At 64.7% G+C, this 22,916-nt stretch carries 11 protein-coding genes; 6 read left to right on the top strand and 5 right to left on the bottom strand.

What is annotated here, in order from left to right:
* Window positions 1-37: 37 nt before the first annotated feature.
* The 5 genes from V0R59_RS01280 to V0R59_RS01260 form a co-directional block, all read right to left on the bottom strand.
* On the bottom strand, window positions 38-2,929 hold the full coding sequence (locus V0R59_RS01280) for a hypothetical protein (RefSeq protein WP_330074265.1): 2,892 nt from the start codon (window positions 2,927-2,929) through the stop codon (window positions 38-40).
* 13 nt (window positions 2,930-2,942) lie between these two features.
* Window positions 2,943-5,279, bottom strand: a complete 2,337-nt coding sequence (locus tag V0R59_RS01275) for a hypothetical protein (protein ID WP_330074264.1) — start codon at window positions 5,277-5,279, stop codon at window positions 2,943-2,945.
* 54 nt (window positions 5,280-5,333) lie between these two features.
* Window positions 5,334-7,136 (bottom strand): hypothetical protein, encoded by a 1,803-nt coding sequence (locus tag V0R59_RS01270; protein ID WP_330074263.1) that lies wholly within the window; start codon window positions 7,134-7,136, stop codon window positions 5,334-5,336.
* A 160-nt stretch (window positions 7,137-7,296) separates the two neighbouring features.
* A complete protein-coding gene (locus V0R59_RS01265; protein ID WP_330074262.1) occupies window positions 7,297-9,603 on the bottom strand; it encodes a hypothetical protein in 2,307 nt (768 codons plus the stop codon).
* A gap of 84 nt (window positions 9,604-9,687) precedes the next feature.
* On the bottom strand, window positions 9,688-11,994 hold the full coding sequence (locus V0R59_RS01260) for a hypothetical protein (protein ID WP_330074261.1): 2,307 nt from the start codon (window positions 11,992-11,994) through the stop codon (window positions 9,688-9,690).
* 151 nt (window positions 11,995-12,145) lie between these two features.
* Between V0R59_RS01260 and V0R59_RS01255 the strand changes: the two genes are divergently transcribed.
* From V0R59_RS01255 to V0R59_RS01230, 6 genes are all read left to right on the top strand, one after another.
* A complete protein-coding gene (locus V0R59_RS01255; RefSeq protein ID WP_330074260.1) occupies window positions 12,146-12,733 on the top strand; it encodes a hypothetical protein in 588 nt (195 codons plus the stop codon).
* A 54-nt stretch (window positions 12,734-12,787) separates the two neighbouring features.
* Window positions 12,788-13,798, top strand: coding sequence for a hypothetical protein (locus V0R59_RS01250; RefSeq protein WP_330074259.1), 1,011 nt, complete (start codon window positions 12,788-12,790; stop codon window positions 13,796-13,798).
* Window positions 13,799-13,856: 58 nt separating this feature from the next.
* Window positions 13,857-18,740 carry an RHS repeat domain-containing protein gene (locus tag V0R59_RS01245; protein WP_330074258.1) on the top strand — a complete coding sequence of 1,628 codons (4,884 nt, stop codon included), beginning with the start codon at window positions 13,857-13,859 and terminating at the stop codon, window positions 18,738-18,740.
* A 262-nt stretch (window positions 18,741-19,002) separates the two neighbouring features.
* Window positions 19,003-19,554 carry a fimbrial protein gene (locus V0R59_RS01240; protein WP_330074257.1) on the top strand — a complete coding sequence of 184 codons (552 nt, stop codon included), beginning with the start codon at window positions 19,003-19,005 and terminating at the stop codon, window positions 19,552-19,554.
* A 65-nt stretch (window positions 19,555-19,619) separates the two neighbouring features.
* Window positions 19,620-20,357, top strand: a complete 738-nt coding sequence (locus V0R59_RS01235; protein WP_330074256.1) for a fimbrial biogenesis chaperone — start codon at window positions 19,620-19,622, stop codon at window positions 20,355-20,357.
* 31 nt (window positions 20,358-20,388) lie between these two features.
* Window positions 20,389-22,899: a fimbria/pilus outer membrane usher protein gene (locus V0R59_RS01230; RefSeq protein ID WP_330074255.1), complete on the top strand. Its 2,511-nt coding sequence runs from the start codon at window positions 20,389-20,391 to the stop codon at window positions 22,897-22,899.
* The last annotated feature ends 17 nt before the right edge of the window (window positions 22,900-22,916 follow it).

Genomic DNA, 22,916 nt, shown 5'->3' with positions numbered 1-22,916 from the left:
GGCACCCTGCCGCCGGCCCCACCCATGGACTAAGGCGCTACTGGATGTTGAGCACCAGCGTGTTGCGACTGTCGATCAGGCTCGGCGAAGGGAAGCCCACCTGCAGGCGGTGACGGTTGCCCTCCACGTCGCGCATGACGAACACCACCGGGCCGTCGAGCATCTGGCGATACATACGGTTCTCGTCACCCTCGGCCATCTCGTCGTACCAGTACGTCATGTCCATCGACCGGTGCAGGCTCACCATCAGTTCGCCGGGCGAGGGTCGGTGGCTGTCCTCGAAGTCCTGGCGAATCGGCGTGCCCGCGGCATTGCGGTCGAGGGCGCGGAAGTACGGATCGAACTCCAGCCTGACCGGCGGCTTGTCGTTGCCCGGGCCCGGGTACGGATAGAAGCCATAGCCGGTGAAGCTGAAGAAGGTCTCGTCCATCTGCTCGCTTTCCCACTGCAGGGTCGAAGCGTTGCTCTCGACCTCCAGGGTCGAGAACGGCACCGTGTAGAGGCTGTTTCGCTTGTAGATCACGTCCCAGTAGTCCACCGACGTCAGGCGGAAGTTGAACGGGTCGTCGCCGTTCGGCCCGTCCGTGCCGGGGCCGTTGAAGACCCGGGTGCGAACGATGTCGAAGTCGCGGTTGGGCCCCACGATCGGGTCCACTGCCGGGATCTGTTCGCCGGTGATCTCGATCTCGTGTCCCTCGGTCACTTCTTCGTTCGAGTCGTGTATGCCACCCAGGTCGTCCTGGAAGCGCGCGTGGAAGGTTCGCGAACCCTCGGCGCGGACATGCAGGAAGATTTCGCGAAAACGCTGGCCGGGGGCGCGTGTCTGCGGCAACGGCTGATGCGCGTTGAGCCCGGCCACGGTGGGCGAATACAGGTGGAAGCGGTTCTTGCGCGAATGGGTGGCGTAGGGCTCCGGGCTGTCGTGTTCGATGCCGTCCTGGGCGGACGGCAGGAACGGGATCTCGCTGCTGCCGAGGGCCACCAGGCGCATCGAGGCCAGTTCGCTGTCGCTCAGGGGAATATAGATATCGATATCGTTGACCTTGACCGGATCGGTGGTCACCTCGATCACCAGCGGGATCTGCTGCATGCCGTTGATATAGCACTGGCGCAAGTCCCCCGGCGCCGTCACGCTGAACTTGGCGAGTGTCCTCCAGTGCAACTGCTCGCGCGCCTCGGACAGCTGGACCACCGCATAGCCGGTGATCACCGCCGGTCCCGACGGGTCCGGCTTCAGGTCGCAGAGCACCAGGCTGACCAGCGAGGTGACGTGCTCCGGGGGGGTGAACAGGCCGTGTTCGTCGACCGTCCCCTCACCGATCACGCGCCAGTGCGCCATTGCGTCCGGGATATTGGTGCTGTGGAACGGCACCACGCTGCCACGGCGAATCGACGGCACGAACGCGGGTTCCACCACCCCTGCCGGACCGGCACGCAGCACCACCATGGCCGACTCGATGCGCTCGCCGGTCACCCGGTCGGTACAGCGGATCTTCTGCAGGGTGATCAGCGGCTCCACGCTGGCGGGCCGGGTGTACACGGCGTGACCGTCGGCCTTCACCTCCAGCGTGCCCAGTTGCGGTTCCAGCAGTTCCCACTGCACGTCGCCGCCACTCAGGGTCGAGGCATGGATATCCACCGGATCGTCCAGGTGCCCCACCACGCTGATCCGCGGCAACACGCTCATCAGCCCGCTGCGCCCCGTCACCATCGCCGTAACGCGCTGCAACTGGTTGTCCTGCATGTATTCGGCAACCACCAGGGCGGGTACGGCGTCGCGGCTCAGCAGGGTGGCCGCCGGGGCGGTGTACAGGCCGCTGGAACTGACGCTGCCCACCGCCAGCGGGCTGTCCAGGCTGCGAGTGCTCCACAGGGCGCCGCTGATCTCGCTGCCATCGCCCCGAAGCAGGCGGAACTGGCGCTGCCCGCCGGCCTTGACGCTGGAGTAGAGCGGCTCGATCGCCACGCTCTGCGGGGTTTCCGGCACATTGCCGAGAATCAGCAGGTCATGGGGCTCATGGCGCCCGTCCGCCGCTTCGACGAAGACCTGCTGGCCGGGGAAGAGCATGTGCCTGAGCAGCTCCAGCTGATCCTCGTCGACCCATTCGATCAGCTCGTGGTTGAGCACCAGCGCGGCCGAGTACAGTGGCTTGCCGTTTGCGCGGTCGGTGGGAATCAGGTACGGGAGGTCGTCTTCGTCCGCCGGCAGGCCGCCCTTCTGGTTGAGGCCCTTGAGGCGGCAGAACACCATCAGCGCGCCGTCGCCATCCTCGGCGCCCGGCAAACGCTGGGCACAGAGGTGGAAGGACACCGCGCTCAACGGGTGATAGCCGTTGAAGTCCAGGCCGCCCAGTTCGAAGGTGCGGTTGTTGGCCGGCAGCCCCTTGAAGAAATTCGCCACGGCCGCACCGAGCAGCTCCTGTGCCGGCCACTCCTCCACCAGGTTGCAGCTCCATTTCTCGCCATTGGCCAGGTCGAGGGCAAAGCGTCCGCTGCGGTCGACCTCGGCGACGATGGTCGACAGGTCCAGCTTCATGTGAAAGCGAAAGCCGCCCTGCTCGCTGAAATCGAAACTGTGGGCCAGTCGCGGCGGCATACCGGTGGCTGTACCGATCACGCTGAAGCTGCCGGCGACCACCGCGAGGTTCAGGGTAACGTGGGAACCCGGCAGCGCGGACGACTCGAACGACACCTGGGGCGGGCCGAACACCAGGTCGGTCAGGGTGGCCGTGGCCACCCCGGTGGGGTCCAGCGCCACCTGGGCACTGAAGGGCTGGGCCAGGCGAAAATCGCCATTGCCCGCCACGAATTGCTGGCGCAGGAAGTCATTCAGCCGGTCGCGGCCAAAGGCCGCAATCGCCCCCCAGCCGAGGGTGATCGGCTTGTCGCGCATGCGCGCCAGCAGTTGTTCCAGGGTGTGCTCGGACATGATCGGTCCTCCTTCAGGTTTCGCTCGTGTCGCCGCCGATGCACATCCGCTGGATGCGCAACGCTTCGTCCAGGTTGACCAGCGGCATGGGCAGCAGCAGCCAGCCCGTGAACAGGATGCCGCCGAAGCTGATATCGCAGATGATCACGCAGAACTTGTATTGCCCTTTGTCATCGACCGTCAGCACCCCATCGGCGTCGATGCTTCCGGAACCGAGCAGGATCTTCCACTCGATTGGCACCCCCACCGGCTCCTGGCCTTGCAGGTAAGCCTTCATCTGCACCTTGCCTGTGCCGACCTCTTCGTAGGCGAGTCTCAGGGCGGGTTCGCCGTGAACCACCACTACGTAGCTCGATTGCTTGGTCCTGGTGTCCAGGTTCTCCACCACCACCTCCTCGATGGTGACGCCGGGAATGGCTGCGGGAGGGCCGGGGTAGAACAAATGGTCGCCGTACTCCTCGTCGCTGGGCTCGACCCGCGCGCCGTTGCTCGGGTCGGCGATGGTCCACTTCAGCTCGCTGCCGTTCAGGCCGTTGGCCGACAGGGGGCGTCCGGTCGGATCGCCGGCCGGGCAGATCTGGATAATCGGGTTGAGATTGAGGTCGCGGGTCACCACGGTGGCCAGTGCGGTCTGGCGGTACTCGCCGGCGGTGGCGCGGACCTTGACCCGGGTGAAGGTGCCTTCGATATCCTCCAGCGGCGGCGAGGTGTACACGCCGTCGGCGCTGATGCTGCCGGTAGGCCCGGTGGAGCCCGGCACGGCCTCGACCTCCCACACCACGTCGTCACGGTGTGGCACCGTCTTGAACGGCAACTGGCGCCCCGGGCCGGTGATCGCCTCCAGCGGCTCGATGGCGAACTCGGTCAGGGTCGGCGACACCTGGCCGAACAGCGCCATGTCCCCGGGCAGGTGCACGCTGTCGATCACCACTGCGTCGCCGCCCTTGAACAACAGGCTGTTGAGGCGGAAGACATCGATCTCCTTGGCCGGCTCGCCGAATACCGCGAGGGTGTCCCACAGCTGTGCCATCAACTGCGGCTCCAGGACAGCAGCGACCAGGTAGAATTTTTCGGAGATGTCCAGCCGATCGGAATTGGCACCAGGCGCCACCTTGAGGATCTTCAGATCGGTGTCGTCCAGCGGCACCACGCTGACCGTGCCCTTGGCCGGGTCGAGGACCACCCCGAACGAGCGGATCACATGCCAGGACACCTCGATCGGCAGGTCCGAGTTGGCACCGGTCGAGGTCTCGATGTACGACTTCGCCTCTGCATGGCCTTTCCACTCGACATGAATGCGATCGTCACTGAAGGTGCAGAACATCTGCGACTGGTCGGAAGCCAGGGGGAACACCGGCCAGACCTGGAGGGTGTTGTAGAACTCGGCCTGGCTGCTGATCTCCTCGCCGGTGCGCGTCCCTTCGAGCACCTTGAGCTGATCGACGAAGTCCCCTTCCGGTCCTTCCAGCACATAGTCGAACTCGCTGCCGGCGTCGGCGATCGCCCGGCAGCCATCGGCAAAGATCTTGCCCATGAGGAACTTGTGGCCAAGGAGCATGGTGGCCGAGCTGTCGTCCGGCAGAAGGTAGGTCATGTCCTCGTCTTCCACCGGAGTCTTGCCGTTGTCGCCATCTTCGGTAGTGATGAACAGGTACACGGCGCCCGAACCATAGAAGGCCGAATCACGATCCCGTCCACCGGGAGCAGGATGGGTGCGGACGTAGAACTGCTTGGGACTGATGTACTGGTTACGGTCGCGCGTCAGTTCATTGAGAATCAGTATCTGCTTATCCTCATCCAAACCCTTGAAGTAGTTGATGAGGTACTCGCCGCCTGCAACCCTTTCTTCCTCGTAGCGGGCAAAGGTCAACTCGACATCGAAGGCCTTCAGCAGGTTCATCCACACCCGCCCGGTATCCTCGATCTCTCCCTCCACTTCGAGCAGGTTGATGTTCATGAGCAGCGACGGCCCCGCCAGCGCATCGATGGCGGTGATCCGTGCCACCTGCTTCACCAGGCTGCCGGGCCCCTTTTCCAGCGACACCTGCGCGCCACTGACGATGCGCATGGTCAGGCGCGCCTCGGAATAGACGATGCTGGCGTTCTCGAACGACAGGCGACCGGCATCGAGGATGTAGTCGTAGATGATCTCGGTGGTGAGGTTGGAGGTCTGGATGGTGCCGGAGATCGGCTCCAGGTAGGAGCCGCTGTCGAAGCGCTCGATGTACTCCTGGCGCAGGACCCTGTTGGTCTTGGCCCGGTCGTAGGCGACGATGCAGTCCCAGCCATCAGTCCGTGGGTTCCCGCGAAGCCAGTCCAGGAACTGTTCTGTGGGCACTTTGGATTCCATGGTGCTTGTCCTCTGTCAGTGTGTGGCATTTCACAACTGCAACCGTGCCCGCCATCAGGCCGTCAGCTTGAGACTGGTATCTGGGAACAGGATCTGGCTTTCGCCGCCGTCGTAGCTCACCCGGGCCGTGAGGCGGAAGTCCTGGTCGATCCACAGGGAGGCAAGGAACGCCTTGTCCAGCTTCGCGTCGATGCTCCGCGCGGCGAACTCGTCCGCGCTCACCGGTTGCGCGTTGCGCACCACCCGGGTGACCGGTTGCGCCCCGGGGGTAACGCCCTTGGCTTCCAGGGTCAGCAACTGCCCCTCGGCCATGAAGTACCACCAGTCCAGCGTCAGGTCGGCGCCCTCCGCCGGCACCCGGGCAAGGGACAAGGTAGTGCCGCCTGCCTGGACGCATTGCATGGGGGGATAACGCCCCTCGTCCACCGGTGAGATGCGCAGGTTGAAGGGTCGGGAATCGAGGGGCGGCTCGTCGGCGAGCAGCACCCGGTAGAACACCTCGAAACGCCTGCTGTCGTCCGCAGCGATATTGGCCGCGATGGCAGTGGCCGGGATATGGAAGCGCCGTCCGTCACCCCCGACCGGCGTGCTGGTGACATGTTTGCCACCGGCCGGGTGGCCGTCCCAATGCATTTCCAGGCGCGCACCCGGCGGCAGCATGACCGTCGCCGGCACGTCGACATGAATGCCTTGCAAGGCTGCAACCGCCAGCAGGACGCCCTTGTTCTCGCCGCTGCCGCCTTCGGCGGTGGCGTCTTCAACGACAGGCGGCTGCAGGTCCAGCGGCAGGCGGATGTTCAGGAGCAGGGCTTCGCCAGTCTGGGCCAGGCCTTCACGGGCGTACTGGTAGAGCAGGCGCACTTCGCTGCCGACATTGGCCAGCAGCCATTCCGGCTCGATGCGCAGCATGACGATGCCGCTGTCGACCATCGACGGATCGATGCGCAAGGCCTTGACCACACTGTCTGCCTCGCGTTCGGAGAGCCAGTGCAGAAGCAGCTGGTCGCCGTCGCGCATGTCTGCCCAGGGCTCGACACGCACCACCAGGCCCTCGGGAAAATGCCCGGGGTCGAGGTCTTCACCGGCCTCGTGGTCCTCGACCCAGGGTGCGGCCAGGCGTGCCGTTTCCTCGGCACGGATGCGGAAGGTCTGCAGCGGCGACTGGCTGCTGCCCTGCTCGCTTGCATAGTCGATGCGGTAGCCGACCTCGGCATGACCGTCCTCGATCCAGGTCAACTGCCCCTTGGGCACCTTCCACAGCAGCGGCTTGCCAAGATCCGCGACCTTCAGGATCTTGTGCTCGGTCCACTTCTCATCGAGCTCACCGTCGTCGAAGTAGCCGGCGAAGGTCAGGGTCACCTTGTCATCCACACGCATCGCCTGGTAGGGCGGGACCACCGCAGCAGTGCTGGTGCCAATGATCTGGTCGGGGTCCAGCGTGAGGTCATGGGAGTCGCGCATCTGTGTCACCGGCAGCAGCGCCGCCAGCTGCGGACGCACGCCGACATAGCAGAACTGGCGCAGCGACTCGGGGCCTTCGGCGCCGCCCTGCAACGCCGCGGAGTAGGAATACAGGACCCAGCCCTGGTCCAGGTTGCCGAGCACGGTCATGGGGATGGGTACCGGCAAACCCAGGGTGGGGTCGTAGCCGCTGTCCTCGGACACCTCGATGGGGAACCCGGCCATGTCATGGGCCTGCTGGTCCGCTGCGCAGCCCCGCCAGTTGGGAAACACCACGTCGCCCAGGGCCATGCCCGGATACTTGACCCAGGTCAGCAGGGCAGCACCCACCTCGTCCAGGTCGATGGTGTTGTGTTCGTCCATCAGCGGGATGGAAGGCGCCGGGAACTCGCTCATGGTCTGGTCCTGTAACCGTGCCGGAATGCATGCGAAGGCATGCGACGTGATGGGATTTTTTTACACCCCGGACGGCGACGGCGGTACTGGCAGAACTATCAGGTTGCCAATCCGCTATAGCGGTTTACGCTTGATTGCAAAGGTCCCTGGGCGAGCGCTTTCACCAGCGATGGGCAGGCCGCGCCCCGGGAGGATCGCCCCAGGCCGGCAGCTCGATGAATGGCAGCGGCAGCAGGATGAATCCGTCCAGCCAGAAATTGAATCCGGTATCAAGCCGCACGGTGACGATGGCGAAGCGATGCGGCGAATCATCCGGGGTGAACACCCCCGACGCCGGGTCAACGCTGCCGCCACCGAGCAGCACCGCCCATTCACGGGCCATCTCGGGATGCTCCTCACCCTGCAGGAATGCCCGCAACTGCACCGTGTCGCCAGTAGCGCGACGCGCAGTGACCACGACGACAAGCGCCTGGTGCAACAGCAGCACATAAGCCGTCTGTATCCGCGAGGTCGCCAGGTTGGTCACCCGCACTTCATCGATCGAGTAGACCAGGTCCGGCTGCACAGGGCCGGGGAAGTAGGTGTGGTCGCCGTCCGGCTCGCTGCTGGGCTCGATGCGCCCGCCGGAGTTCAGGCTCATCTCCCAGATCAACTGCCCGCCACCGCGGGTACCCGCGCTCATTTCACGACCGTCGTCGAGCGCGCCGGCGGTGTGCACCATCACCAGCGGGTTGACCGTGATATCGCCCGGCAACACCGTGACCAGGGCACTGCTGGCGTAGTCGTCGAAGGTGGCCGTGACCTTCACCCGCAGGCCTCCCCTCGGTAACTGATCCGTCTCGGGCGCGGTATAGAACCCGAAGCCATTGATGCTGCCAACCGGGCCGCCCTGGCCGGAGAGGCTTTCCACGCTCCACCTCGGCACCCGTGTCGGCCAGGTGCTGAACCACTGGGTCTCGGAAGGCCCCATGACCAGCTCCATCGGCCGCACGTGGAAGCTCTGCGAGAACGGCTGCATCTTGCCGAACAGCACCAGGTCGCGAGGGCATCCGGCTGTCTCGAAACGCAGGTCTTCACGTCGGTGGAACAGCAGGCCGGTCAGCTGGTCGAGGTCGATATCCACCAGTGTGTCCAGGAAGCGCTGGAACCCGGTCTCGACGTGGGCCATGAGCTCTTGCTGCAGGAAGCGGCTGACCTCCAGCCTGAACTTGTTCATGGCGCCGGGAATGGTGCCGTCGCTGGTGAGCGTGACCTCGCAGTCGCTCAAGGTGCCGATGTGCACCTGCGGAAACGACAACCGCCCATCGCTGCCCTCGAGGTCGACACGCAGGTTGCGCTTGACCTCGAACTGGATTCGCGCCTGGACACTGGTGTTCCTGTCGTCATGGGTCAGCAGGAAGGCATCCTCATGATGAATGCCGCGCCAGTGCAACTGGATGACCTGGCTGGTGAAACTCAGATGGAAACTGCATTCGGCGGCCTTCAGCGGCAACTCGATAGTCGGCAGCGACACTTCCCTGAAAAATGCCGAGCCTTGCGAAAAGCGGTAGATCTGCAAGAAGCCGACGGCGGCCCGCAGGTAATGTGTCGGCCCTTGCGGCTCGTTCTCGTTCGGCGCCGCAGCAAAGAACCCGAGCCAACCGACAAAGCGCTCGCAAGCCGGGATGAACAGCCGTCGCATCAGGTAATCCCGCCCCAGCAGCATGGCGCAGGAATAACCGCCTTCCAGCAGGTAGTGGAGGTCGCCGTCGGTGGGCGGCAGGCCGCCATTCCCGTCGTCCTTCATCCTGATGAAGAACAGCACCGCGCCCTGCTCCGGCTCATCGGCCTTGCCATGGGTGCTGATATAGAAACTCGCCGGTTCCAGTACCTGCCCGTCGGGGGCGCCCAGCTCGCCAAGGACGAGGATCTTCTGGTCGTCGTCGAGCAGCTCGAACTGCTGGCGAAAGTAATCACCGCCCAGCCAGCGCTCCTGCTCGCTGCGGGCGAAGGTCAGCTCGAACTCGCCGCCCTTCACCAGGTTGAGCACCACCTTGCCCGCCGAACCCGTGCTGCCGGGGGTCTGCATCAGCGCCAGGTTCATGTACAGCGAACGGCCATCGAGCACATCCACCGCCGCGATCTGGTAGATCCGCGAACTGTCGCCACCGAGGTGCTGCAGCGACAGTTGCAGGCCGCCGATCACCTGCATGCGCAGGCGTGCCTTGGGGTCCAGGACCGTCGCGGTCTCGAAGGACAGCCGCGGATAGTCCAGGGTGTAGTCGTGGATGTATTCGGCGGTCAGCGTCGAGGTGACGATCAGGTCGGTGAAGGCCGGCAGGTAGTGGCCGCTGTCGAAGGCGGCGATGTACTGCTGCAGCAGCAGGCTGTTGACCTTGCTGCGGTCCCAGGCCAGCAGGGCGCCCCAGCCATAGGTACGCGAGGCCTCCTGCAACCACTCGATCAGCTCGGCGTAGGCATCGGACATGCGGCGATCTCCTGGTGGAAGTTCCCGCTCAGTGCTGCCGCCCCCGAGTGCCAACCAGAAGGTCGTGTCACCGGGCGAGCGCTTTCAGCCTCGATGGGCAGGCAGCGCCCCGGGAGGCTCGCCCCAGGCCGGCAGTTCGATGAATGGCAGCGGCAGCAGGATGAAACCGTCCAGCCAGACATTCCCTCCGATTTCCAGCCGCACGGTGACGATGGCGAAGCGATGCGGCGAATCATCCGGCGTGAACACCCCGGAAGCCTGGTCGACGCTGCCGCCACCGAGCAGCACCGCCCATTCACGGGCCATCTCGGGGTGCTCGTCACCCTGCAGGAACGCCCGCAACTGCACCGTGTCGCCAGTGCCGCGACGTGCCGTGACCACGACCACAAGCGCCTGGTGCAACAGCAGCACATAAGCCGTCTGTATCCGCGAGGTCGCCAGGTTGGTCACCCGCACTTCATCGATCGAGTAGACCAGGTCCGGCTGCACAGGGCCGGGGAAGTAGGTGTGGTCGCCGTCCGGCTCGCTGCTGGGCTCGATGCGCCCGCCGGAGTTCAGGCTCATCTCCCAGATCAACTGCCCGCCACCGCGGGTACCCGCGCTCATTTCCCGACCGTCGTCGAGCGCGCCGGCGGTGTGTACCATCACCAGCGGGTTGACCGTGATATCGCCCGGCAACACCGTGACCAGGGCACTGCTGGCGTAGCCGTCGAAGGTGGCCGTGACCTTCACCCGCAGGCCTCCCCTCGGCAACTGATCCGCTGCGGGCGCGGTATAGAACCCGAAGCCATTGATGCTGCCAACCGGGCCGCCCTGGCCGGAAAGACCTTCCACACTCCAACTCGGCATGCGTGTCGGCCAGGTGATGAACAGCTGGCTCTCGGCCGGCCCCATGACCCGTTCCATCGGTCGCACGTGAAAGCTCTGCGAGAACGGCTGCATATGGCCGAACAGCACCAGGTCACGGGTGAATCCGGCTTTCTCGAACCGCAGGTCTTCACGCCGGTGGAACAGCAGGCCGATCATCTGGTCGAGGTCGATTTCCACCAGTGTGCCAAGGAGGGACTTGAACCCAGCGTCGACCTCCCCAATGAGCTTCTGCTCCAGGGTGCCGCTGATCTCTTCGCGGAACTTGTTCATGGCGCCGGGAATGCCAGCGTCGCTGGTGATACTGAAATGGCAGTCGTTCAAGGTACCGACGTGCTCCTGCCGGAACGATACCCGCCCTTCGTTCCTGCCCAGTTCGACAAGCAGCTTGCGCTTGAACTCGAACCGGATTCGCGCATCAGCAATCGTGCTTTTGCCGTCACGGGTCGTCAGGTAAGCAGCCGCATGATGAATACCGCGCCAGTTCAAATAGATGTTCAGGCTCGAGAAACTCAGTTCGAAACTGCATTCAGCGGCCTTCAGCGGCAACTCGACCCTGTAGAGGGACACTTCGCTGAAAAACGCCGAGCCTTGCAAAAAGGAGAAGTGTTGCAGAGCGCCTTTGGCGGCGCGCAGGTAATGGGTCGGCCCTTCCGGCTCGTTCTCGTTCGAGGCCGCGGAAAAGGGCCGGCCATTACCGACAAAGCGCTTGCAGGCGGGAATGAACAACCGTCGCATCAGGTAATCCCGCCCCAGCAGCATCGCGCAGGAGTAACCGCCCTCCAGCAGGTAGCGCAGGTCGCCGTCGGTGGGCGGCAGGCCGCCATTCTCGTCGTCCGCCATCCTGATGAAGAACAGCACCGCACCCTGCTCCGGCTCACCGGCCTTGCCATGGGTACTGATATAGAAACTCGCCGGTTCCAGTACCTGCCCGTCGGGGGCGCCCAGCTCGCCAAGGACGAGGATCTTCTGGTCGTCGTGGAGCGACTCGAACTGCTGGCGAAAATAGTCGCCGCCCAGCCAGCGCTCCTGCTCGCTGCGGGCGAAGGTCAGCTCGAAGTCGCCGCCCTTCACCAGGTTGAGCACCACCTTGCCCGCCGAACCCGTGCTGCCGGGGGTCTGCATCAGCGCCAGGTTCATGTACAGCGAACGGCCATCGAGCACATCCACCGCCGCGATCTGGTAGATCCGCGAACTGTCGCCACCGAGGTGCTGCAGCGACAGTTGCAGGCCGCCGATCACCTGCATGCGCAGGCGTGCCTTGGGGTCCAGGACCGTCGCGTTCTCGAAGGACAGCCGTGGATAGTCCAGGGTGTAGTCGTGGATATATTCGGCGGTCAGCGTCGAGGTGACGATCAGGTCGGTGAAGGCCGGCAGGTAGTGGCCACTGTCGAAGGCGGCGATGTACTGCTGCAGCAACAGGCTGTTGACCTTGCTGCGGTCCCAGGCCAGCAGGGCGCCCCAGCCATAGGTGCGTGAGGTCTGCTGCAACCACTCGATCAGCTCGGCGTAGGCATCGGACATGCGGCGATCCCCGGGGTGGAGGTTCCCGCTCAGTACAGCCGCCCCCGTTGCCCGGCGCAACCTAGCAGTTCTGCCAAGTAGGCAAGCCTTCCGGACGGGTATCTACTGAAATGCAACAGTCTCCGCACCACCGGACCGCAAGGAGCCCGACATGAACCTGCATTTCTCCAATCACTCGCTGTTCGGCGGATTGTCCGCCCTGCTGATCGCCTCACTGTTGTCCGCCTGTGCCCAGCCGCCAGAATCCCGGGAGCCGCGCGCGCCGGCCACGGTAACCAGGCTGCCTTGGTCTGCGGAGGTGGATGAAGCTGCCCACGACTTCACGTGCAAGAACGACGAGGTTCTGATCGGGCGACACCACTGGGACGCCGAAGACTTCCCCACCAAGTATCGTTGCGGCAAGGTCTTCCAGTACCAGGACATAAAGATCACGGAAATTCATCAATCCACCAAGATCCCCGAACACCACGGCAGAAGGTTTGTCTGCCCGGATGACGAAGTCATGGTCGGCCGCGGCCACTCAAAGGATGAAAATGGCTACACCTGGTATTACTGCGGAAAGCCCATTGACTACTGGGGCAACCAGATGAGCGTCGTGCACAACGTGAAATGGATCCGCGTGGAGGACGAGGAGTACCACGGTGAAGTCGAATGCGCGGACAACCAGGTCATGACTGGCCGATGGCACGAAGGCGATGAAACGAAGCCGACCGAGTATCTCTGCTCCACGCTGTATTGATCCCTGACGCACTTTCCACCGCTCCCGAGTGCCAACCAAAAAGGCCAGGTCACCATGAACATCACACTCATCGGCAGTCTGTTGCTCGGCCTCGTCGCGCCCGTCTTCGCCCAGACGCCCGTCCCGCTCAATGACGATACCCAGGGCCATGTCAGCGTGCGCGACAATAGCAACCGCCACTGCAACATCCCGGTCGGCCCCACCGGCAGCGGCCTGGACCGCCAGTGGGAGTTCTCGGCCGACTTGTCGCCATGCAAGTCCCTCAACAACAAAGCCCGGGAAATCGGTTTCTACAACCTGCCGTCGGCAACGCAGATCATCTTCACCGACAGCGAAACCTGCCAGACGTCGTCGGAACCGGCAAAGAACAGTTTCTGGTTCAAGTTGAAGACCATAAAGAAAGTCACCCAGCCCGAAGCATTCACCATGGCCTTCCCGTACACCCACGCCAATGGCGAGATTCTCGCCGTTGGCATACAGCTGGTGGACAAGTACATCAACGGCGACAGCATCAATGCCCTGGACAAGCTGTCGTGCATCCGCGTGATCAACTCACGCAGTACCAGGCCCATGGCAGTCGCGCCCATCGGCACCGCACCCCGTGCCTGGCAGGGGGCAGGGAGTGAAGAAGACTCGAAGTTTCATTGCGGAGGCGACTTCATCATGATCGGTCGCGCCCATATCGGGGACGAAGAGAAGAAAACGGACTACCGCTGCGCCACCGCCAGCCAGGCGTCCGAGGGCGTGACCCTGAAGAATCACCGCGAGGACGAGGGGCAGGACGAGAACGACAGCTACTACGTCTGCCCGGTAAATACCGTGATGACCGGCCGCGAACATGATGGTAGCGAGACCGGCAAAACCCGCTACACCTGCGCCGAGGCCTGGATTGGCAACGACCGTCTGGAGGTGCGTCCTGACACCTGGAGCGCGGAGGTACCGGAAAAAAACCATATGTTCGAGTGCGACATCAACAAGGTCCTGATCGGGCGCCGCCACGGCCACGACGAGAACTCCGAGACCCAATACCGCTGCGGCACCCTCTACCGCCTGCCGCCGCCCTGAGCCAGGCCGGGGCCAACGCCCGCCCGCTTGTCTATCCACCTTCAGGAGGGTCCTGGACATGACCACCAACAGCAACGTCAGCTCCAACGCGTTCAACTATCCGGTCAAGGGCAGCGTCGACCCGCGCACGGGCCAGTACACGATGTCCATCGAGCTGCCCGAGCTGCGGGCCAACGCCCTGAACGGCCCCGACCTGCCGATCAGGCTCGACTTCAGCCAGCTCAACCCCGACGACAGCGGCTACGGCATCGGCTGGACCCTGAGGCTGAGCCAGTTCCGCATTCCCAACCGGATGCTCTCGCTGTACACCGGCGAATCGTTCAAGGTCACCGGCACCGACGGCGGCGAACCGCCGATCAAGGAAAAGAAGATCGATAGCTTCCGCTTCTTCGACGACGGCAACGACACCTGGCGCATCGTCCACCGCAGTGGCCTGGTGGAGGTGCTCAAGGCCGGCGGCATCGAGGACCAGCGCATTGCAGTGCCCCACCGCATCTACACCCCCACCGGGCACAGCATCGAGCTGACCTGGGAATCGTTCAACGGCGGGCAGCGCCTGGCTAGCATCGGCGATGCCCAAGGTGACCTGCTGCGCATTTCGCGCAGCGACCACGAAGTCAAGCTGCTGCTGCCGCCCTTCGACGACAAGCCGCTGACCCGCTACGTGATGAAGCTCACCGAGCGCCGGGTGATGGAAATCATCCTGCCGGTGGAAGAGCAGGCGTCCTGGCGCTTCGCCTACGAACTGATCCGCGGGCGCACCTGCATCACCTCGGTGAAGACCCCGCAAGGCGCCCACGAGACCATCGAGTACCGCGACGAGGGACACCAGTTCCCGGGCAAGGAGCCGCCGCCGAATCTGCCGCGGATCACCCGCCACCTGGTCAGCCCCGGCAGCGGCAAGGCGGCCCTGGAAACCCGGTACGTGTACTCGGTGGAAAACTTCCTCGGCAATGGCGCCAACGTCGACTGGACCGACGACGGCCTCGACCAGCTGTACAAGGTCACCCACACCTACGTGTACGACAGCACCGCCAAGCACATGCTCGACGGCAAGGAGCTGCGCACCGTGAAGCGCGTCTACAACCGCTTCCACCTGCTCACCGACGAGGTGATCACCCAGGGCCAGTGCGTCAAGAAAACCATCAATACCTACCACGCCAAGGACGTGCCGTTCGAGCAGCAACCGACTAATTTCCAGGCGCCCCATACCGTGGAAAACCGCTGGGAAATGGCCAACGACTCGACCAAGGCTCGCAGCGAAACGGCCACCACCGAATTCGACGATCACGGCAACATCGTGCTGGAGATCAAGGCCAACGGCGTCACCAAGCGCACCACCTACTACGACAAGGACGGCGAGGACGGCTGCCCGGCGGACCCCAATGGCTTCGTCCATTACGTCAAGGAAACCAGGGTCACCCCGCCAGCCGATGCCCGCGGCGATGCCCCCGTGGTCATCAACCGCTACCGCTACGAGGCCCTGCCGCCCCTGGACGGCGCACCGTTGCCGGAGATGCTGGGCATGTGCGAGGAATTCCTCTACGAGGAGCGCGGCGACAAGGAAACCCTGGTGCAGCACAACCTGCACAAGCGTTACTCGACACCGGACAATCCGTACCTGCACGGTCGCCAGTTGCAATCGGTGAGCACCTTCAACGGTACCTGCTCGACCACCGACTTCCGCTACGAGAAAGCACGCAACAAGCTGCTCGACCAGGACACCCTGCACTGCGAGGAGACCTTCACCGGCTTTGACGGCGTGAGCCGGACCATGGTCCAGGAACAGTCGCTGGTCCACGGCGAGCCGCTGCAGGGCGAGGATGAGAACGGGGTACAGATGGTCTTCAAGTACGACAGCCTGCGCCGCCTGGTGCAGCAGACCGTGGCACCGGACACCGACTTCGTCGCCAGCAGTACCGTCGAGCAGCAGCTGGTTGCCGCCGATGGCCAGCACGCCACCCAGACCCTGACCACGGTCAAGGGCGTGCAGACCAGGAACCACTACGACGGCGTCGGCCACCTGGTGCTCACCGAATGCAGGCAAGGTAGCGAATGGCGCAGGATCTACAGCGCGGTCTACGACGGCATGGGGCAACTGAGCGAAGAGAGCCGCCATGACTGGATCGACACGCGGGAAATCACCCGGACCACCACCTACCAGTACGATGACTGGGGCGAGCAATGCCGCGTCACCGGGCCGGACGGGGTCGCCCAGGTCACCGAGTTCACACCCTTCGGCGAGGGCGGCGACCTGCGCACAAGCTGGCGGGAAAGCGCGGCGCAGGAGCCCGGCATCAGCCAGATGACCATTACCCAGTTCAACCGCTTCGACAAGCCCGACTGGATCGAGCGCCGGGACGGGAAGAACGTGGTCGGCCGCCAGGTGTTCACCTACGACGGCCAGGGCCGCTGTGTCCAGGAAGACCAGGAGCTCGCCGAGGAAACCCGGACCACCCACTACACCTACGACATCCGCGGTCGTGTCGAGAGCACCCGCCTGCCCGACAACACCCTGGTGGCCCGCACCTTTGCCGCCCACAGCACGGGCGACCTGGCCACCGCCATCAAGGTCACCCCCGGCGGCGACCCGGAGACCGAGCTGCTGGTGGGCGAGCGCACCTTCGACGGCCTGCAACGGCTCACCAGCCTCACCGTCGGGCCGCGGGTCGAGGGCTACCAGTACGAAGGCCAGCAGACCCGGGTGAGCAAGCGCACCACGCCGGCGAAGAATGTCATCGAGTACTTCTACGAAGCCGACCTCGGCGACCAGCCAAAGCAGATCGTCGCGCCCGACAGCACCTCGACCTTCAACTACGACAAGAAGAACGGCGGCATCGACAGCGCCAGCAACGGCGCCGGTGCCCGCGAATACATCTACACCGACCTCGGCCACCTGGAAAAGGAAACCTGGATCGATGCCGACGGCAGCACCCACGAAACCCGCCACGAGTGCTCGCTGCTCGGCATGGCCACGCTGCGCGTCGAAAACGGCCTGGAGACCCACTACATCTACGACGACCTCGGCCGCCTCGAATGCATGACCCAGGGCCAGCTGCAGGCCAGGTTCGAATACGACGCCGATGGCCGCCAGCACCTCACCACCACCACCGACCTGGGCAGCGGCGACAAGCTGGTCAGCGAGAACCAGTACGACAGCCTCGACCGCATCCATCTGCGCACCCTGACCCTCAACGACGGCCCGCCACGTACCCTGACCCACGTCTGGCGCGACGACGACCAGTTGTGCAGCCGCCACCTGGAAATGAGCGGGCGCAGCCTGTTGTTCGAGGAGTTCACCTATGACGTGCGCGGCCGCCTCACGGAATACCACTGCTCCGGCGAGCGCCTGCCCACCGATCGCTATGGCAACGCTATCACCGCGCAAATGTTCCGCCTCGATACGCTGAACAACATCACGCGCTGCCAGACTACCTTCGCCAATGGCGATGGAGATCTCGCCAAGTACACCTATGCCGACGACGACAGCTGCCAGCTGACCCTGGTGGAGCACTCCTATACCGAAGGCGGCTACCCCGAGAGCCAGGCCTTCAACTACGACGCGGACGGCAACCAGCTCAACGACGAACAGGGCCAGGGCCTGGAGTACGACAGCCAGGGCCGCCTGCTGAAAGTGACCAGCGCCGACGGCAGCCGCACCACCGCCGCCTATCGCTACGACGGCCACCAGCACCTGGTGGGCGTGCGCAATGGCGACGAGCCGGAAACCCTGCGCTTCTACAAGGACTTCGAGGTCAGCTACACCCTGCGCGACGGCGTGCAGGTGCACTACTTCAGCCACGCCGGCCAGCCCCTCGGCCAGCAGGAGCTGAACGACCATGAGCGCACCATGCTCCTGCTCACCGACGCCAGCCCCAGCGTGATCGGCGAAAGCCTCGCCGCCGGCGTGCGCGAGGCGGTATACAGCGCCTATGGCGAACAGGCCGAGGAACAGCGCCTGGAATGCCTGCTGGCGTTCAACGGCGAACTGCGCGAAGCGGGCACCGGCTGGTACCTGCTGGGCCGCGGCTACCGCGCCTACAACCCGGCGCTGATGCGCTTCCACAGCCCGGATTCCCTCAGCCCGTTCGGCGAAGGCGGGCTCAACCCCTACATGTATTGCCTGGGCAACCCGGTGCGCTTCCGCGACCCCAGCGGGCACAGCACCGGACAGGCGCGGGACTGGGACCCGGATTACATCGATCCACCGGAACAGCCGACCAAGAAGAAAAGCTGGATGGACTGGCTGCCTGTGCTTGGGGCAGTCATCGCAGCAGTGGGCGTGATGACTATCGCCCTGCCACTGCTGGCCGCCCCCCTATTGACCCTCAAGTTCGCCATGGGCGTAGCGCTGACAGGCGTCGCCATAGCTGCCGTGGGGACCTCGGCGGCGGGTGTACTCCTGGAAAACGAGGAACTGACGGCCATCGGTTACGCTCTGAGCGCCGTTGCCGGGCTGGCCTTCCTGGGGGGTAAAGCCAAGAGCAAATGGGGCAACAAGACGCCGAAAGATCAGCCGGGTGGGAGTCGGAGGAACAGCACTCAGAGTGGCGGCGAGCCAGCAGATCCGAACAGGGATTTCCGCCAACAGCCGTTGGAACCGGGCCAGGAATATAGACCGGCAGAACTTTGGCCTGTGCCAAGAGGCGCGGAGATCCGCACCCAGAATCCGGTTAGTCCCAGCCCTAGCCGGACAAACTCCAACGCAGCGTCGTACGAAGGCACTCACGACACGCCATTCAATTCGCCTGCTCCTTCAATAGTGGACGTTCCCGTTGCCCCGCCAGCGCCAAAGGTTAGTGTGCAACAAGTGCAAAAAGCCCCAGCGCAAACTCAGCCCAAGCACGCGTCCTCGTACATCTCGGTGGGTAACTACAAAGGCACACCTGAGGGTCGTTGGCAGGGAACCGGGACATTCGTTCCTCTCGCCATAAATCTCTAATCACGACGCACATTACCCGGGACCGACCATCACTGTTCGGTCCCGTTTTTTTAATGCGTAAATACCCCTCCCACTGACTGGCACTCTAATTCAACAAATAACAGCCAACTTTTCCTACATACCCCTCAAAAAATCCCCCATAAGATCCGCACCCTGTAGGGCGATCCTTTGTTCAAAAAGGAAGATTCCTACTACATGTAACAATTTTCAAAACAACACCCGAAGTTCAACTTCGGACAATCCTTTTCGTTCAGGTAAACCCATGAAACGCACTCTATTAGCACTTTCCCTCCTGCTCGGCGGAACTTCCGCCTTCGCCAACACCGGCACCATCAACTTCAACGGCAAGATCAACGGCAGCACCTGCCCCATCGAGATCGTCAACCCGGACAGCGGCACCGTCGGCAACCTGGTGCAGATGGGCGCGCCGCTGACCAGCGACTTCACCGCCGTCGGCAGCGAGTCGGGCGGGCGCAGCTTCGCCATGCGCGTGCCGGGCGGTGCCGCCTGCGGCCTGGACCCGGAAAACCCGAACACCGCCACCGTGACCTTCAACGGCATCCAGGGCGGCGCCGGTGCCGACGGCTCGCTGTACGCGATCAAGACCATCGGCGGCGCCGCCACCGGTGTCGCCGTGGCGATCAAGGACCGCAGCGGTGCCCTGGTGAAGAACGGCGAGGCGTCCGCCGCCTATCCCCTGAATGACGAAGACAGCACCGAGCTGTACTTCACCGCCGTGTACCAGTCCACCGCCGCCACCGTCACCGCCGGTGCGGCGGATGCCGACGTCGCCTTCGTCGTCGCCATCAACTGACCCCGGCGCCCGCGAGCGTTCCCCCCTTGCGCCCGCGGGCCACCACCCGCACAGGTAGTCCCCCGATGCCCCTCTTTCACCGACCTGCCTGGCCGCTCGCCGCGGCCACGCTGGCGTTGCTCGCCTGGCTGCCGGCCGGCCACGCCGCCCTGAGCCTGAACAGCACCCGCGTGGTGTTCGACAGCGACAAGCGCAATGTCTCGCTGGTGGTCAACAACCCCAGCCGCAGCACCTTCGCCGTGCAGACCTGGGTCAATACCGATGCCGACGACACCACCACCGCCGTGCCACTGATCGCCTCGCCGCCCTTGTTCCGCCTCGACCCGGGCACCGAGCAACTGGTGCAGATCAATGCCCTGCCCGCCACCTTGCCAGAGGACCGCGAGTCGCTGTTCTTCTTCAACGTCCAGGAAATCCCCGAGGCGCGGGATGGCGCCAGCAACGTGCTGAACATCGCCCTGCGCACCCGCATCAAGCTGTTCTACCGGCCGGTGCAATTGGGCAACGATCCGATGAGCCGCCTCGGCGAACTGCACTGGTCGATCGAACGCCATGACGGCCAGCCCCGGCTGGTGGTGCACAACCCGACCCCGTTCCACTTTTCCTTCAGTCGCCTCGAACTGCTGGATGGCGAACGGACGATCCGCCCCGAGGACGCGCCCATGGTCGCGCCGCTGTCACGCCAGACCTACCCGCTGGCCAGCCAGCGGCTCGGCACCCGACTGCAGGTGACCTTCGCCGCGATCAACGATTACGGCGGCTACAGCAAACCGCTCACCGTCGCCGTGCGCCCGGGCTCTTGACCCACCTCCTTTCAGCGCCAGGAGCATGACCATGCCTTCCTCTCCACGGCGATGGAGCCTGATCTCCCGCCCGCCCCTGTTTCGCCTGCTGCTCGCCAGCGGCGGCCTCACCCTCCCCGCCACGCAGCCGGCCCTGGCCAACGCCCCGCTGGGCTTCGAGGCCAGCTTCATGCAGCAAGCCCCCGGCCAGGATCCCGATGCCGGCAGCCTGGCCTTGCAGCACCTGGCCAGCCACCGCCTGCTGGCGCCGGGCAGCTACACGGTCGAGGTGCTGGTCAATGCCCACAGCCTTGGCCAGCACCCGGTCGAGTTCAACGAAAGTGCCAAGGGTGGCCTGGTGCCCTGCCTGCCCGCCGAGCTGGTGCGGCAGTTCGGCATCCGCCTCGACAGCCTGGAACATCCCCAGCGTCTGCTTGAGGGTTGCGCCGATCTTCCCGGCGCTCTCGACGGTGCGCGCGTGGACTTCGATGGCAGCCAGCTGCAGCTGGCGATTTCCATCCCCCAGTTCTACCTGCGCCGCGATGCCTCTGCCGGCATCTCCGAGGAGGACTGGGATGCCGGTATCAATGCGGCGTTCATCAACTACCAGGTGTCGGCACAGCAAGGCCACAACCGCCACGCCGGCCACAACGACAGCCAGGACGTGAACCTCAGCGGCGGGCTCAATCTCGGCGCCTGGCGCCTGCGCAGCAACCAGTCGCTGCGCCAGGACGAACAGGGTGAACGGCGCTGGAGCAGCGCCTACACCTACCTGCAGCGAGACCTTCCCGGCACCCGCGCCAACCTCACCCTGGGCGAAACCTTCACCAGTGGCGACGTGTTTCGCAGCGTGCCGATCACCGGCGCGCTGGTGGCCAGCGACCTGGGCATGCTCTCCGACCGCCAGCAGGGCTATGCGCCGATCGTGCGCGGCGTGGCCTACACCCGGGCACGCCTGGAAATCCGCCAGAACGGCTATCCGATCTACACCACCTACGTCAGCCCCGGCCCGTACCAGATCGACGACCTGAGCACCGTCGCCGGCAGCGGCGAGCTGGAGATCATCCTCACCGAGGCCGACGGCCAGGTGCGGCGCTTCACCCAGCCCTACTCGACCCTGAGCAACCTGTTGCGCGAGGATGTCTGGCGCTACAGCCTGGCGGCCGGGCGCTACAACGCCAGTGGCAACCTCGATAGCCCGCTACTCTGGCAAGGCACCCTGGCGGTCGGCGGCGTCTGGGACTCGACCCTGTATGGCGGGGCGATGGCCAGCGACTTCTACCGCGCCGGCAACCTCGGCCTGGCCCGCGACCTCGGCGCCTTCGGTGCCCTGGCCCTGGACCTGACCCATTCCCGGGCGGACGTGGATGCCCTCGACGGGCACCAGGTGACCGGCATGAGCTACGCCCTCAAGTACGGCAAGTCCTTCGCCAGCCGCACCAACCTGCGTTTCGCCGGCTATCGCTACTCCACCGAGGGCTACCGCGACTTCGACGAAGCCGTGCGCGAGCGCAGCCGCAGCAGCCGTTATCACGGCAGCCGGCGCAGCCGACTGGAGGCAGCGCTGTACCAGAACATCGGCAGCCACAGCGCCATCAACCTGACCCTGTCGCAGCAAGACTACTGGCGCAGCGACTACCAGCAGCGCCAGTTCCAGTTCAACTTCAACACCCAGTACAAGGGCGTCAGCTACAACTTCTACGCCTCGCAGTCGCTGAGCGACGAACGCCACGACTCGGATCGCCAGTTCGGCCTCAGCGTGACCCTGCCTCTGGACTTCGGCCGCGCCGCCAGCGCCTCCTTCGACCTGCTGCACGATGGCGAGCGCTACAGCCAGCGCGCCAGCCTCAACGGCAGCCTCGACCAGACCCGGGTGAACTACCGCGCCTCGGTGGCCAGCGACGCGCAACAACGGCGCTCCGGCGCCCTGGCGCTGGGCTATCAGGGTACCTACGGCAGCGTCGGCGGCGGCCTGACCCAGGGCAGCGACTACCGCTCGCTGTCGGTCAATGCCAGCGGCGCGCTGCTGCTGCATGACCGCGGCCTGGTCCTGGGCCCGTACCTGGGCGAGACCATGGGCCTGGTGGAAGTCCCGCAGACCGCCGGCGTCGGCATCATGAACAGCCACGGGCTGCGCACCAACGCCAGCGGCTTTGCCCTGATGCCGCACCTGCGCCCGTACCGGGTCAACCGCATCGCCCTGGAAACCGACCTGCTCGGCCCGGAAGTGGAGATCGCCAACGGTGCCACGCAATGGGTGCCGCGCCGCGGTGCGGTGGTCAAGGCCACATTCGAGGTGCGCACCATCAACCGCGTGCTGCTGACCCTGCGCGGCGGCGACGACCAGCCCCTGCCCTTCGGCACCCAGGTGCGCAACACCGACGGCGAGGTGCTGGGCCTGGTGGCCCAGGCCGGCCAGGTGATGCTGAGCAGCGAGACCGCCCGCCAGGAACTGGACATCCGCTGGGGCAGCAATCCCGTGCAGCAGTGCCGCCTGCCGATCGACACCCGGCGCATGACCAACCGCCAGGGCTATCACCTGCAATCCCTGACCTGCCAATGACCTTGTGACCTTCTTCG

The organism is Pseudomonas ulcerans, assembly GCF_036324125.1.
In the GTDB taxonomy this organism is placed as follows: Bacteria; Pseudomonadota; Gammaproteobacteria; order Pseudomonadales; family Pseudomonadaceae; genus Aquipseudomonas; species Aquipseudomonas ulcerans.
Note: the sequence above shows the minus strand (reverse complement) of the source record. Positions and strands in the feature narration are given on the sequence as shown.

What these genes read in the sequence shown, in the direction of transcription:
- V0R59_RS01280 (WP_330074265.1), bottom strand. Translation starts at nt 2,929, where the DNA reads ATGTCCGAGCACACCCTGGAACAACTGCTGGCGCGCATGCGCGACAAG.
- V0R59_RS01275 (WP_330074264.1), bottom strand. Translation starts at nt 5,279, where the DNA reads ATGGAATCCAAAGTGCCCACAGAACAGTTCCTGGACTGGCTTCGCGGG.
- V0R59_RS01270 (WP_330074263.1), bottom strand. Translation starts at nt 7,136, where the DNA reads ATGAGCGAGTTCCCGGCGCCTTCCATCCCGCTGATGGACGAACACAAC.
- V0R59_RS01265 (WP_330074262.1), bottom strand. Translation starts at nt 9,603, where the DNA reads ATGTCCGATGCCTACGCCGAGCTGATCGAGTGGTTGCAGGAGGCCTCG.
- V0R59_RS01260 (WP_330074261.1), bottom strand. Translation starts at nt 11,994, where the DNA reads ATGTCCGATGCCTACGCCGAGCTGATCGAGTGGTTGCAGCAGACCTCA.
- V0R59_RS01255 (WP_330074260.1), top strand. Translation starts at nt 12,146, where the DNA reads ATGAACCTGCATTTCTCCAATCACTCGCTGTTCGGCGGATTGTCCGCC.
- V0R59_RS01250 (WP_330074259.1), top strand. Translation starts at nt 12,788, where the DNA reads ATGAACATCACACTCATCGGCAGTCTGTTGCTCGGCCTCGTCGCGCCC.
- V0R59_RS01245 (WP_330074258.1), top strand. Translation starts at nt 13,857, where the DNA reads ATGACCACCAACAGCAACGTCAGCTCCAACGCGTTCAACTATCCGGTC.
- V0R59_RS01240 (WP_330074257.1), top strand. Translation starts at nt 19,003, where the DNA reads ATGAAACGCACTCTATTAGCACTTTCCCTCCTGCTCGGCGGAACTTCC.
- V0R59_RS01235 (WP_330074256.1), top strand. Translation starts at nt 19,620, where the DNA reads ATGCCCCTCTTTCACCGACCTGCCTGGCCGCTCGCCGCGGCCACGCTG.
- V0R59_RS01230 (WP_330074255.1), top strand. Translation starts at nt 20,389, where the DNA reads ATGCCTTCCTCTCCACGGCGATGGAGCCTGATCTCCCGCCCGCCCCTG.